This is a genomic window from Micromonospora sp. NPDC047187, from assembly GCF_040643355.1.
Lineage (GTDB): Bacteria > Actinomycetota > Actinomycetes > Mycobacteriales > Micromonosporaceae > Micromonospora > Micromonospora salmantinae.
The window spans coordinates 146472-160259 of record NZ_JBEYUF010000008.1; the positions used below are offsets into that span (position 1 = coordinate 146472).

Annotated in this window: 11 protein-coding genes and 1 pseudogene; 4 read left to right on the forward strand and 8 right to left on the reverse strand. The window is 73.5% G+C overall.

Going from position 1 to position 13788, the window contains the following annotated elements; translation table 11 throughout:
• Positions 1-8: 8 nt before the first annotated feature.
• Positions 9-1394, reverse strand: a complete 1386-nt coding sequence (locus tag ABZ794_RS16240; RefSeq protein WP_357516080.1) for an MFS transporter — start codon at positions 1392-1394, stop codon at positions 9-11.
• A gap of 32 nt (positions 1395-1426) precedes the next feature.
• Complete coding sequence (locus ABZ794_RS16245; RefSeq protein WP_196919863.1) at positions 1427-1741, reverse strand: MGMT family protein; 315 nt, start codon at positions 1739-1741, stop codon at positions 1427-1429.
• 13 nt (positions 1742-1754) lie between these two features.
• On the opposite strand from ABZ794_RS16245, the gene proB reads away from it, so the two are divergent.
• Complete coding sequence (gene proB / locus ABZ794_RS16250) at positions 1755-2912, forward strand: glutamate 5-kinase (RefSeq protein ID WP_210786555.1); 1158 nt, start codon at positions 1755-1757, stop codon at positions 2910-2912.
• Positions 2913-3029: 117 nt separating this feature from the next.
• Positions 3030-4271 (forward strand): glutamate-5-semialdehyde dehydrogenase, encoded by a 1242-nt coding sequence (locus ABZ794_RS16255; RefSeq protein ID WP_210786558.1) that lies wholly within the window; start codon positions 3030-3032, stop codon positions 4269-4271.
• A gap of 12 nt (positions 4272-4283) precedes the next feature.
• Here the strand turns inward: ABZ794_RS16255 and ABZ794_RS16260 are convergent, their stop codons facing one another.
• From ABZ794_RS16260 to ABZ794_RS16285, 6 genes and pseudogenes are all read right to left on the reverse strand, one after another.
• Positions 4284-5120, reverse strand: coding sequence for a prenyltransferase/squalene oxidase repeat-containing protein (locus ABZ794_RS16260; RefSeq protein ID WP_238689110.1), 837 nt, complete (start codon positions 5118-5120; stop codon positions 4284-4286).
• Positions 5121-5299: 179 nt separating this feature from the next.
• Positions 5300-6548, reverse strand: a pseudogene (gene moeZ, locus ABZ794_RS16265) (adenylyltransferase/sulfurtransferase MoeZ).
• 56 nt (positions 6549-6604) lie between these two features.
• Positions 6605-7426 carry a DUF3152 domain-containing protein gene (locus ABZ794_RS16270; protein WP_210786560.1) on the reverse strand — a complete coding sequence of 274 codons (822 nt, stop codon included), beginning with the start codon at positions 7424-7426 and terminating at the stop codon, positions 6605-6607.
• Positions 7427-7530: 104 nt separating this feature from the next.
• Entirely contained in the window at positions 7531-8376 is an 846-nt protein-coding gene (locus ABZ794_RS16275; RefSeq protein ID WP_357516082.1) for a DUF3152 domain-containing protein, read from the reverse strand.
• A gap of 5 nt (positions 8377-8381) precedes the next feature.
• Complete coding sequence (locus tag ABZ794_RS16280) at positions 8382-9356, reverse strand: alpha/beta hydrolase (RefSeq protein WP_357516084.1); 975 nt, start codon at positions 9354-9356, stop codon at positions 8382-8384.
• 23 nt (positions 9357-9379) lie between these two features.
• Positions 9380-11308, reverse strand: coding sequence for a hypothetical protein (locus tag ABZ794_RS16285; RefSeq protein ID WP_357516138.1), 1929 nt, complete (start codon positions 11306-11308; stop codon positions 9380-9382).
• 1502 nt (positions 11309-12810) lie between these two features.
• Here ABZ794_RS16285 and ABZ794_RS16290 point away from each other — a divergent pair.
• Together ABZ794_RS16290 and ABZ794_RS16295 are read left to right on the forward strand one after the other, a co-directional pair.
• On the forward strand, positions 12811-13449 hold the full coding sequence (locus tag ABZ794_RS16290) for a TetR/AcrR family transcriptional regulator (RefSeq protein ID WP_030489514.1): 639 nt from the start codon (positions 12811-12813) through the stop codon (positions 13447-13449).
• Positions 13450-13513: 64 nt separating this feature from the next.
• Complete coding sequence (locus ABZ794_RS16295; RefSeq protein WP_088950288.1) at positions 13514-13741, forward strand: DUF3107 domain-containing protein; 228 nt, start codon at positions 13514-13516, stop codon at positions 13739-13741.
• Positions 13742-13788 lie beyond the last annotated feature (47 nt).

Genomic DNA, 13788 nt, shown 5'->3' on the forward strand with positions numbered 1-13788 from the left:
CGTGACGGTCAACGGCTTTCGTCCCCCACCACAACTCCATGATCGACCAGGTCGCTGTGGGCGGTGAGGGTGTACTGGCGGAGCAGGAGGATCGGAGGGGCGATCAGCAGGGCCGGGATCAGCGTGAAACCGAGGAGGACACCCAGTCTCGCCGTGTCGGACTGGGCGGCCGCCGAGCCGGTGTCGGAGGACACGTAGCCGGAGAGCTGGAGCACCAGCCCGTAGATACCGGGGCCGAGCGCCAGGCCGAAGGTCTCCCCGGCGGTCCACAGCCCGGTGAAGACGCCCGCCTGCCGTCGACCGGTGCGCGCCGTCTCGTGCGCGATGCAGTCCGGCAACATGGCCAGCGCGAAGACCTGCTGCCCGGCGTACCCCACGCCGATCAGCGCGACCACGAGATAGACGGCCACCGCCGGCAACGCCGGTGCGGCGACCAGGGCGAACGCACCGACGGCGAGGATCAGCGAGGCGACGACCAGCGCGCTGCGCTTGCCCAGCCGGGCACCGATCCGGCTCCAGATCGGCATCACCAGCAGCGCCGGCCCGACGAAGCAGACGAAGAGCAGGGTCGGCCCGCTCTCCTCGTCGCGCAGGATCTGCCCGGCGAAGTAGTTGACCCCGGCCAGGATCGTGGCCACCCCGGCGGACTGCACCACGAAGCAGATCAGCAGTGCCCGGAACGGACGGTTGGCGCCGGCCACGGCGAGCTGGGCGCGCAGCGTCGGCTCGCTCTCGCCCATCGTGCCGGTCGGCGCGGACCGGGTGCCCAGGAACGCGCCGAGGGCGCCGAGGGCGATCAGCACCGCCACGAACAGGCCCATCCAGCGGTGCCCGGCCACGCCGTCACCACCGGCGCTCACCACCAGCGGCGCGACCGCGCCGGAGACCAGGATGGCCAGCGCCAGCACCGCGATCCGCCAGGTCATCAACCGGGTGCGCTCGGCGTAGTCGCCGGTCAGCTCCGCCGGCATCGCCACGTACGGCACCTGGAAGAAGGCGAACGCGGTGGCGGTGGCGAGGAACGCGAACGCCACGTACGCCACGGCCGCCGGACCGTTACCGAAGGGCGCGGCGAAGATCGACGCGAACAGCACGGCGAGCGCGAGACCGGCCACGAGCAGGTACGGCCGGCGGGCGCCCCACCGCGACCGGGTGCGGTCGGAGATCCGCCCGGCGACCGGGTTGACCAGCACGTCCCAGGCCTTGGGCAGCAACACCAGCAGGGCGGCCAGTCCGGCGGCCACGCCCAGGGTGTCGGTCAGGTACGGCAGCAGCAGCAGGCCGGGCACGGTGCCGAACGCTCCGGTCGCCAGGGAACCGAGCGCGTAGCCGGCGTGCACCGATCGGGGCAGCGAGCCGGTGGCTGACGAGCCGGCGCCCGGCGGCGTTTTCATGGGCCCGAATGTTACTCACGTTAGGGCGGCGGTCACATCCCCTCATCAGGCGACCAGCCTGCCGCCGCGATGTCCACACCCTCGCCGCGCAGCGGCACACCCTCGGCCCGCAGTCGGGCCCGCGCCTCCCGCTCGTGCCCCGGCGGCAGTCGACCACTCGCGGTCACCACCCGATGCCAGGGCACCGAGCCTCCGTGCCGGGCCATGATGTTGCCGACCAACCGGGCCGAGGCACGGCCCGAGCGCTCGGACAGCGCGTCGGCCACCCCGCCGTACGACATGACCCGGCCCTCCGGGATCCGCTCGACCAGGTCGAGCACCGCCTCGACGTACTCGTCTGGAGTCACAATCCGCCACCATATGGGAACGCCGCCGGGCGGTGCGGCCGTGACCACGCAGAATGGTCGGGTGCGCGACGCAGTCACGACGGCCCGGCGGGTCGTCGTCAAGATCGGATCCTCCTCGTTGACCACCGCCACCGGCGGGTTGGCCGACGAGCGCGTCGACACGCTGGTCGACACCCTCGGTCGACTCACCGCCGAAGGGCGCGAGGTGGTGCTGGTCTCCTCCGGCGCCATCGCCGCCGGGCTCGCCCCGCTCGGGCTGTCCCGACGCCCGCGCGACCTGGCCACCCAGCAGGCCGCCGCCAGCGTCGGGCAGGGGCTGCTGATCGGCCGGTACGCGGCCAGCTTCGCCCGGCACGGCCGCACCGTCGGGCAGGTGCTGCTCACCGTCGACGACGTGACCCGGCGAGCGCACTACCGCAACGCGTACCGGACGCTGCGCAAGCTGCTCGACCTGCGGGCGGTGCCGATCGTCAACGAGAACGACACGGTGGCCACCCAGGAGATCCGGTTCGGCGACAACGATCGGCTGGCCGCCCTGGTGGCCGCGCTGGTGCACGCCGACCTGCTGGTGCTCCTCTCCGACGTGGACGCGCTCTGGACCGGTGACCCCACCAACCCGCGCTCGACCAGGATCGCCGAGGTGCGCGACGACGCGGACCTCTCCGGCATCACCATCGGCGGGGCCGGCCGGTCCGGCGTCGGCACCGGTGGCATGGTGACCAAGGTCGAGGCCGCGCGGATCGCCACCGGCTTCGGCATCCCGGTGGTGCTCACCGCCGCCGACCTGGCCACGCCGGCACTGGCCGGCGAACCGGTCGGCACGCTCTTCCACCCGCAGCGGCGACGGCCGACGGCCCGGCTGTTCTGGCTGGCCCACGCCACCTCACCCCGGGGGCGGCTGCACCTCGACCCGGGCGCGGTCGCCGCCGTCGTCGGGCGGCGCAAGTCGCTGCTCCCGGCCGGCATCACCGCCGTGGACGGCACGTTCACGGCGGGCGACCCGGTGGACCTGGTGGACACCGCCGGCGCATCGGTCGCCCGCGGGCTGGTCAACTACGACGCGGTGGAGCTACCGGGGCTGCTCGGCCGCTCCACGTCCGAACTCGCCGCGGCGCTCGGCCCGGCGTACGAACGAGAGGTCGTCCACCGCGACGACCTGGTGCTGCTGTGACCCGAGGACCTTCCCACCCCATCTGAGGAGCGTTGGCATGAGCGAGCGTCAGCGAGCGAATCATCGATTCAGGGCTCTGGTGCCTCAGGTCGACACGGAGCGAAGCGGAGTGCTGGCATGAGCGTGGTTGAGCAGGCGCGACGGGCGAGGGACGCCGCCGCTGAGTTGGCAGTGGCCACGCGTACGGTCAAGGACGTCGCGCTGGTGGCGATGGCCGACGCGCTGGTGGCGCGTACCCCGGAGATCCTGACCGCGAACGAGACGGACCTGGCGGCTGGCCGTGAGGCCGGGCTGAGCGCGGCCGTGCTGGACCGGCTCGCGCTCGACGGGGGTCGGGTGGCCGGCATCGCCGACGCGCTGCGTGAGATGGCCGCGTTGCCCGACCCGGTCGGCGAGGTGGTCCGCGGGTCCACCCTGCCCAACGGCTTGGAGCTGCGCCAGATCCGGGTGCCGTTCGGGGTGGTCGGCATCATCTACGAGGCGCGGCCCAACGTGACGGTGGACGCCGCCGGGATCTGCCTCAAGTCCGGCAACGCGGCGCTGCTGCGCGGGTCGTCGTCGGCCGCACACTCGAACGCCGCGCTGGTCGCGGTGCTGCGCGACGCGGTCGCCGGGGCCGGTCTGCCCGCCGACGCGGTGCAGTTGCTCGACGCCAGCTCCCGTGACTCGGTCAAGGAGCTGATGCGCGCCCGAGGTCTCGTCGACGTGCTCATTCCGCGCGGTGGCGCATCGCTGATCCGCACCGTGGTCGAGGAGTCGACAGTGCCGGTGATCGAGACCGGGGTGGGCAACTGCCACGTCTACGTCGACGCCGCCGCCGACCTGGCGAAGGCCGTCGCGGTGACGCTGAACGCCAAGACGCAACGCCTGTCCACCTGCAACACCGCCGAGTCGCTGCTGGTGCACGCGGGCATCGCCGACGCGTTCCTGCCGCCGGTGCTGGCCGCGTTCGCCGAGGCGGGGGTGACAGTGCACGGCTCACCCGAGGTGGCCGCCCACTCCGCCGCCGTGGTTCCGGCGACCGAGGAGGACTACGCGACCGAGTACCTGTCCGCCGACATCTCGGTGGCGGTGGTGGACTCACTGGACGCGGCGGTCGCGCACATCCGCCGCTTCGGCACCGGGCACACCGAGGCGATCATCACCGACTCGGCCAGCGCGGCCCGCGACTTCGTGGCGAGGGTGGACGCGGCGGCGGTGATGGTGAACGCTTCGACCCGGTTCACCGACGGGGGCGAGTTCGGCTTCGGTGCGGAGATCGGCATTTCCACCCAGAAGCTGCACGCTCGCGGTCCGATGGGCCTGCCCGAGCTGACCAGCACCAAGTACGTCGTCACCGGCGACGGACACGTGCGCTAGCGACGGGGCGGCTCAGCCGGGCGGGGTGGGCCGGGCCGCCCGGATCGCGGCCAGCGTGGCGTGCACGTCGAACTGGTGGCCGTCGTCGCTCTCCCAGCCGCCGTCGCTGCGCTGGGTCTCGGTCAGCCGGCGCAGCGCCCGCACCATGATCCAGTCCTGGGGGTCGACGCCGGCGCGGCGCAACGTGGCCGCAAGCCACGCCACGTCCCCGGGGGTCATCTTCGGCATCCGCTCGGCGAGCGCCACCTGGATCCGGGCGGACTCCTGGAACATCTCCTGCCGGTGCAGCACGGCCGCGCTCAGCCAGCCGGCGGCGAGGTACGACGGCCAGCTACCGTCCGGGCGCAGCCGCGCGGCGAGCGAGTGGGCCGCCGCCTGCACCACCCCGGCGTATGCCCCACCGACCCGATGGTCGAGCGGACCCGAGGCCCGGGCGTCCAGGCCAGCGACGGTGAGCCAGAAACCGGCGTTGGCCGACACGAGGAACCCGGCCTCCGGGTCGCCGGGACGGGCCCACTCCGGTGCCGAGTCGGCCAGCGACGCGTCCTCTTCCCAACCGCCGTCGGCCTGTTGCCGGGACGCCAGCCAGTCCAGGGCGCGGCGGGCGGCGGGACGGCCGAGCGCGCCCAGGTCGTCCAGCTCGACGAGCCGGAAGCAGGTGGCGTCGATCGAGGCGACCTCGCCGCCCCAGGTGGCCGGCCAGCCGCCGTCCGGTGACTGGCCGACCTCGGCCGTCTCCAGCAACTCGGCGGGCACGGCCGTGCCGTTGCGGAGCCAGGAGAGGCGGGCGCGTTCCACCGCATCCCCATGCGCCACGACGAACCCGATCGCGGCTTCCAAGTCGACCACGGCGGAGACGCTACCTGCGCAGACGCGATGCCGCCTCGGAGAATCGGCCAGCTCGGAATGGCTGCGTCGCTCTGGCCGGACGGCCGCTCGGCGTCATCTGCGTCGATTTGCCGGGGCAGCCGCGTGGGCCACCCCGGCGCGGCGGCGTGGCCGCGCCAGGGCCGCCCCGGCTCGACCGGTCAGTACGCGGGCAGCGACGGGTCGATCTGCTTGATCCAGGAGAGCACGCCGCCCTGCACGTGCACGGCATCCTTGAATCCGGCCGCCTTGAGCGCGGCGAGCGCCTCCGCCGAGCGGACGCCGGACTTGCAGTGCAGCACGATCTGCCGGTCCTGTGGCAGCTTCGCGAGGGCCTCACCGGAGATGATGTCGCCCTTGGGGATCAGGGTGGCGCCGGGGATCTGGACGATCTCGTACTCGGCCGGCTCGCGTACGTCGACGAGGAAGATGTCCTTGCCGGCGTCCTGCCACTCCTTGAGCTCCAGGGCGGTGATGGTCGAGTCGAGCGTCGCCTCCTGGGCCTCCTCGGAGACCGCGCCGCAGAAGTCCTCGTAGTCTTCCAGCAGGTCGGTGACCGTCGGGTTGTCGCCGCAGAGCGCGCAGTTCGGGTCCTTACGGACCTTGATCTTGCGGTATTCCATCTCCAGGGCGTCGTAGACCATCAGACGGCCGACCAGCGGCTCACCGATGCCGGTGAGCAGCTTGATCGCCTCGTTCACCTGGATCGAACCGATCGACGCGCAGAGCACGCCGAGCACGCCACCCTCGGCGCAGGAGGGGACCATGCCGGGCGGCGGCGGCTCCGGGTAGAGGCACCGGTAGCAGGGGCCGTGCTCGGCCCAGAACACCGACGCCTGACCGTCGAAGCGGTAGATCGACCCCCAGACGTACGGCTTACCCAGCAGCACCGCCGCGTCGTTGACCATGTAGCGGGTGGCGAAGTTGTCGGTGCCGTCGACGATCAGGTCGTACTGGGCGAAGATCTCGCGGACGTTCTCCCGGTCCAGCGCGGTGTTGTGGATCTCCACGTTGACCAGGGGGTTGATCTCGCGGATCGACGCGGCGGCGGACTCGGCCTTGGACCGGCCTATGTCGGACACGCCGTGGATGATCTGGCGCTGGAGGTTCGACTCGTCGACGGTGTCGAAGTCGATGATGCCGAGCGTGCCGACCCCGGCCGCGGCGAGGTACATCAGGGCGGGCGACCCGAGGCCACCGGCGCCGACACAGAGCACCCGGGCGTTCTTCAGCCGCTTCTGGCCGGTCACCCCGACGTCCGGAATGATCAGGTGACGTGAGTAGCGGCGGATCTCGTCTACGGTCAGCTCGGCGGCGGGCTCGACGAGCGGGGGCAACGACACGGTGGACTCCCCGGGATCGGCGGTGTGAACCGCGCCATTGTTGCTCGCGGGAAGCCCTCTCGGCCATGAGGGACGACACGTGGTCCGGTATGCGGGAGCGGGAATAACCGACGACCCGGCAGATCAGGGGACGATGTCCCCCGCGTAACGACGACCGTCGAGGTACGGCCAGGCGTTGGCGACGCAGCCGTGCAGCCCGTACGTCTGCTGCTGCATCACCGGGGCGGGCTCCCCCGGGCCGGGGCACGCCTCGTGCTCCTCGCCGAACTCATGGCCCACCTCGTGGTTGATGACGTAGGTCCGGTAGGTGTCCAGCGAGGCGCCGTAGTCGGGGACCGCCTCCATCCAGCGGGCCAGGTTGATGATGACCTGGCCGGGCAGGCGACAGGAGGTGTAGCGCTCGGTGGTCAGCCCGCCCTCGGCGCACATCCGCTCGGACGTGACAGGGGTGGCCAGGTAGATGGTGAAGTCGGCGGCCCCGGCGTCGGCCACCCGTTGCACCCGCAGCTCATCGGACGCGATCCAACTGCGCGGGTCGGCCAGCACCTCGTCCACACTGGCGGCGAACACGTCCGCGTCCTGGCCGGCGCCTCGTTCGACGACGACCCGGTATCGGTGCAGCGGCCCGTCCGTGCCGTGCACGGGTGTCTCGCCGTCGGCCGCCGTGAAGCGCCCCGCTCCGACCGACGGATAGCCGGTGGACGCCGGGTGCGCGGCCACCCCACCTCCGTGGCCCATTCCGCCCTGCGTGGTGGCCGGAGGCTCGACCGACGACTCGCCGCCCCGGCTCACCGTCACCCCGATGGCGGCCGCGAGCACGAGCAGGCCGAGGAGCATGCTGCGACGACGACGCCGGTGCATCCGGACGAACGCGGGACGCACACCCCGCAACGCCGACCGGTGCTCGGGCGGCCGGGGCGGGCCGTAAGGGGACGACGGCGTCATACGATCGAGCCTGCCAGATTATTCGGGCATTTCTCCGATTTTATCGCTATTGCCGCAAGACGCCTGATGGAGGGGTCAACAGTCGGCGTGTCGGGCCGAGCAACTCACAGGGCGGGACCGGTGTATCGACGCCCGTTCAGATACGGCCACGGGTTGACCCGACAGCCGTTGAGGAAGAGCGTCTGCTGCATCATCACCGGCGCCGGCCGGCCCGCGCCGGGGCAGCGCTCGTGCCGATGCCCGAGCTGGTGACCCACCTCGTGGTTGACCACGTACGTCCGGTAGACCGTCAACGGCACGCCGGCCGAGACGAAGTGCGGCACTGACAACCGCCACCGATCCAGGTTGATGATCACCTGGCCGGGCGCCCGACAGGACGTGTACGGGCGACCGCCGATCCGGATGTCCACCCCACCCGTCGCGCACATCCGACCCGCGGTGCGGGCGGTGGCCAGGTAGACGGTGAAGTCCCGAGGTGCAGCCCCCGGCACCTGCTGTAGCCGCAACCTGCCGCTGTCGACCCAACTGCCCGGCCCGGCGAGCGCCGCCTCAACCGCCAGGGCGAACTCGGCGACGTCCTCGGCACTGCCCGACTCCACAGCGACCCGGTAACGCCGCAGCTCACCCGCCCGACCCAGCACCGGGCCGGAGCGGGCGTCATAGCCGAACCCGCCCGTGCCGGCGCTCGGAACCACGCCGGGCACCCGCAACACCGGGGGCGGGCTGGACGGAACCGCGTCAGAGGGCGACGGGTCGGGCGGCAGCGGCCCGGCCACCAGCGGCGGCGGGCCGATCTCCTCGGCGGCCAACCGGTCAGCGCCGGGATGCCCACCCGGCCCCTCGGCGATCACTGTCACCGCCGCGCCGACGGCCACCACCACCGCCACCAGTTGGGCGAACAGCGCGAAACGTCGCCGACGGCGAGCAGGATGGCGGGCTGAGCTGGGCATCCAGGTCAGCCTGCCAGATCAGACCGCCCCGCGGTGTCCTCCGTTTCGGCGAGCAGACCGACCACCGCGCGGGCAACCAGCCGGGGAACCTCCAACTGCGCCACATGGCCGACGCCGCCGAGCATCATCAATCGGCTGTCCGCAATGACCCGGGCGGTCTGCGGCGCGACCCGCACGTCGACCAGACGGTCCTGAAGACCGCCCACCACCAGGGTCGGTGCGCGTACCGCCTCGGCGAGGCGCCACAGCGACCCCGGCCCCGGCAGGTACGCCCGCAGGAAGCTGGAGACCAGCCCACGGAATGTCCGGACGTACGCGGCGGCGTAGTGCTCGGCCTCGTACCGCACCCGGATCTCCTCCAACGCCTCGGCCCGGCGCTGATCGCAGATCCGGCTGAGGTCGGCGACGCACGCCTCCAGCACCTGCTGGGCCATCACCTCGGGAGCCATCTGGGTGAGGTGCCGGGCGACCAGCCGCTCACCTCGGGGGATGGCGAGCACCGGCAGCATCCGCCCCTGCAACGAGCGCCGGAAATCCAGGAACGGCAGCGCCGGGGAGATCAGGGTGAGGGTGCGGACCAGCTCCGGCCGGAGCCCGGCGACCTGGACCGCGACCGCGCCACCCAGCGAGTTGCCGAACAGGTGCACAGGCCCTCGACCGGTTTGCTCGATCCAGCGGACGACCAGATCCGCGAAGGCCGGAATCGTGTAGCTCGGGCCCGGCTCGCTACGGCCGAAGCCGGGCAGGTCGATGGCCTGACCGTCCAGCCGGTCGGCGAGCAGCCCGGCCAGGTCGGTCCAGTTCTGCGACGACCCGCCCAACCCGTGCACGTACAGCGCCGGCTCCGCGCCGGCCGCGGTGGCCGGAGTGTCCCGGACGTACGTGGCCCGTCCGTCGAGGCGGACTTCCCGGCCCGGCCACGGCGGCGGAACGCTGTCGTCGGGGAGCAGGTGGTCCGGCCAGAGGGTGGCGCGTCTCATTGCTCCAGTCTGCCTCGGACCACTCAGGACAGCAGCGCCTCCAGCCGACGGTTGACCGCCGCCAGCGTCGCCCGGACCACCGCCTGACGGGGATCACCCGCGACCAGGGCCGACCCGGCGAGCTGCTCGACCCAGCCCTCACAGACCAGCAGCGCCACCACGGTGGCCACCTCGCAATTGCCGAACGGCACCACAGCAGCGTGTTCGACGAAACAGCGCCCCCGCTCGGCGTTCTCGGCACCGCGCAGCAACTCGTCCACCGCGGCAGCCGCCGCCACCGCGCAGAGCCGCAACACGTAGCCGTCCACCGCCGGCCCGGTGGCGTACCCGGAGGCGCTGTCGCCCCCGGCCAGCAGCCGGACCTCCACGTTCGCGTCCAGACCGAAGGTGCTGACCTGCACGTGGTCGATCACCACTCGGGGCCCCGGCGTACCGCCGGTCTCCAGCGGCCGGGACGGCGCCGACTCCGTCGTGGTCACCTGACCACCGGAGTACGACGTGCCCAGCGTCGCCGGGCTACCGGTCGCGGCGCCGGTCGGCGCGGACGAGACCGACCCGGGTTCCTCCACGGTGGCGCGCCCCCGGTGCGGAGCGTTCGACCGGCGGCGGCGGGTCGAGTCGGTGCCGGTCCGCTGCTCCGGGCCGGCCGGCGGGGACTCGACCCGACCGCCGGACGGGCGGGCGACCGTCGGCGACTCGGCCGACCGAATCTCGCCGGGATCGCGCGAAGCCGCGTTTCGAGTCTCCGGGGTACGCCGCTCGGCGGGCTCGGCCGCGCGACGGCGGACCGGTGGCGGTGGCGTGCTGGGCAGGCCGGGCACGTTCTGCGGGGCCGCGGCCAACCCCATCCGCTCCTGGAGCAGCCGGGCCACCTGCCGGCTCACCTCGGCCGGGTCGGCGCCGTCGGCCAGGTCCAGTCGCAGACTGTGCGCCCCCGCCGGCGTGCGGCGCAGGGCCGCGTCGCGGACACCGGCCACCTCCCGGACGGCGTCCAGGATGGCGTTGACGTCGAACCCCTCGGGGCGCTCACGCAGTGGGGCTGGCTCGTCGTCCCGGCGCAGGTGGGTGGCGATGCGGGCGAGTTCCGGGGTTTCGGCGGGTGGCTCCACGGCTGGCGGCTCCGGCACGACGGGCACGTCCGGTTCTGCGGGGACGCGCTGCGGCAGCACCACCGCGCTCGCAGCCGACTGCCGGCCGTCGTCGGCCGGCGACGTCGGGTCCGGAGCGGATCGGCGCGCCGCGTAGGCGGAGGCGGACGCCGGTGCGGGCTGATCGCGGCGGCCGGAACCCTTGGCGGCGGTGGGCGGGACCGCTGCGGTGGCGGACGGGGTGGCGTCAGTCGATGGCGAGCCGTTTACCGGCGCGGCCGATGGGGGCGGCTCGACGGGTGACGGACCGGGCTCGGGTGTCGCCGGCCGGAGCCGGAACGGTGCGGTCGGTCGGACGTCGGGCCGGGACCGGCCGGGCGTCTCGCCTCCGTCGCCCCCACCGGCGCCGGCCGATCGGCTGGCCGGCCACGACGGGCGCTCGACCGGGGTGGCCGGGAGCCGACCCTCGGACCAGTCCGGCCGCTCGGCCCGGGAACTGCTCGCCGTCGGCGAACCGCCGGTCCAGGACGACCGCTCCGCGACCAGCGACGGGCCTGCCGGAGCCGGTGGCGCGTCGGTCAGCGTGGGAGGCGGCCCGGCCGGCGCCGGAGGCGGTCCGACGGGTGCCGGGGGTATCGCCTCGGCCGGTGCGGACGGGTCGGTCGATGCCGGGCTGGAGGCCCAGGAGGGTCGCGTCGGCGGGGAGCTGGCCGGTGCCGGATCGGCACCGCCGGCCCAGGACGGCCGCGTCGACGCCGCGCCGGTCGCGGGCGGTTCGGATCCGCCGGCCCAGGACGGTCGTACCGGCGGCACGCTGGTCGCCGCCTCGGACCCGCCGGCCCAGGACGGCCGAACCGGCGGCACGCTGGTCGGCGTCGGATCGGACCCCCCAGCCCAGGAGGGCCGCGCCGGCGACGCGCTGGTGGGGTCGGGGTCGGCCCCGCCCGCCCAGGACGGACGGTCGGCGCGAGGTCCGCCGGTCGCCCCGGACCCCGCCCAGGACGGACGATCGGCAGGCGGACCACTGGTCGGCGACGCACCCCCCGCCCAGGACGGACGGTCAGCCGGTGGCGCGCTGGTCGGTTCGGCGGGGCGGTCCGGGGTGGGCTCGGATTCGACCCGGACGGGTTCGTACGCCCGAGGCGGATCGGCGCGCACCGGCTCGTACGGACGGGGCACCTCGGCGCGCACCGGCTCGTACGGCTGGTGGGGTTCGCCGACCCAGTCCGGCGCCGACTCGTCCCGTGCTGCCGGGCCAGCCGGCTCGTCGTCCTGGCGGGACCAGGGCGGGGCCCACCCGCCACCCCAGCTCGGGCGGTTCCAGCTCGGCCCCGACCAGTCGGGCTCGATGGCCGACGACTCCCCGGCCCGGTGCGTTTCACCGGGACGGTGCGCGTCCCCGGTGCGATGCGTCTCCGCCGGTCGGGAACTCTCGGCAGCGCGACCGGGCTCGCCCTCGTCGGCGGACGCGGCCGGGCCCGAGGTGCGTCCCGAGGTCGCCGCGGGCTCGGGTGCGAGCGGGTCCCGCCAGTCGCGTGGCGCCGTCGGACTTTCGTCGGCGGCCAACCGCTCGCCGGTCGGCGCGTGGAAACCGGGCGGCACCTCGAAACCCGACGCCGAGGTGCCGACGGGCGGCACCTGGACAGCCGGCGGGGCCGAGGTGGGTAACCCGGGCTCGGCCCAGCGCGCACGGTGCGCGGCAGCCGGATCGACGGTGGAGTGTGGGGCGGGGCCGGGGTCGGGCTCGACGGCACCCTGCTCAGTCGGCGGTGCGGGGCGTTGGGCGGGCACCACGAGCCGGTCGCTGGCCGCCCCGGGGCGGCCCTCGGCGGGCAGCCCGGGCGGGGCGCTCACCGGCGTGAGGCGTCCCGCGGACGGTTCGAGACCAGGGTGGTGGACGCCGTTGACGTCGTCCGGGTGGGGCGCGCCGTTGACGTGGTGGCCGTTGGTGCGGGCCGGCGACTCGGGGTCGCCCGACCGGCCGACCAGCGGCGATGGTAGATCGCCGTGCCGTGTCGAGGAGGTCCGCCAGCCCGACGCGGGGTCGGGCTGCCAGCGCGGCGCCTCATCCCGGGCGTCCTCGCGGTCGGCGGCTCGGGGCCACCCACCCGCCGGAGGCGCCCACCCACTGACGGAACGGCTCGGGTCGTCGTGCTGACCCGCTCCGTCACCGTGCTCTCCCGGGGTGGCGGCTCCGGGTTGCCCTGTTTCACTCACCGCGCGCTCCTTGGTCGCCCCCGCTGAGGCTACCGTGTGCCGAGAGTGGCGATAAGTTACAGCGGCGGGCCATTTCCACGACCGAGGTCACGGGCCTCGCCCGGTCTGGGGGGAAAACGCCGGCTCGTACGGAGAACTCGGAGGATCCCATGACCGCTGCGGGGAACGGTGCACAGACCGCTGGCCGGCCCACCCGCCTGCCCCGCTCCGCGCGTCGTAAGCAGCTTCTCGCTGCGGCGCAGGAGGTGTTCGTCGCGCAGGGCTACCACGCCGCCGCGATGGACGACATCGCCGAGCGGGCCGGGGTCTCGAAGCCGGTGCTCTACCAACACTTTCCCGGAAAGATGGATCTCTACCTGGCGCTGCTCGACACGCACTGTGACGCCATCGTCGCTCAGGTGCAGGATGCGATGCGCGGTACCAGCGACAACAAGGAGCGGGTCAGCGCATCGGTACGGGCCTACTTCGACTTCGTCGACCACGAGAGCGAGGCGTTCCGGCTCGTCTTCGAGTCGGATCTGCGCAACGACCCGGCCGTGCGGCAGCGGGTGGAGCGGGTCGAGCAGGGCTGCATCGCGGCGATCACCGACACCATCATCTCCGACACCGGGGTGAGCCGGGCGCACGCCGAGCTGCTCGCCTCCGGGCTGGTCGGCGCGGCGGAGACGGCAGCGCAGTTCTGGCTGGCCGGCGGCCGGCAGGTGCCGAAGGCCGAGGCGGAGGCGTTGGTGGCGGCGCTGTCGTGGCGGGGCATCGCGAGCTTCCCGCTGCAAGGTGAGTCAGCCTGACCTCCGGCCCCGTGATCGGATAGCCTTCGCAGGGCGGTTCTTTCGCCCCAGTTGAGGAGGCACAGTGGAGGTCAAGATCGGCGTGCAGTACGCGCCACGCGAGCTGGTAGTGGACAGCGCGCAGTCGCCGGCCGAGATCGAGCAGATCGTGACCGACGCCTTCGCCGGCAACGGCGGCACGCTCTCCCTGACCGACGAGAAGGGCCGGCGGGTCATCGTTCCGGTCGAGAAGGTCGCCTACGTCGAGATCGCCGAGGCGTCGTCCCGGGCGGTCGGGTTCACCGTCCGCTGACTGGTCCGGCCATCGCGGCAGGTCGGCGCTCGGCCCACCTGCCGCAG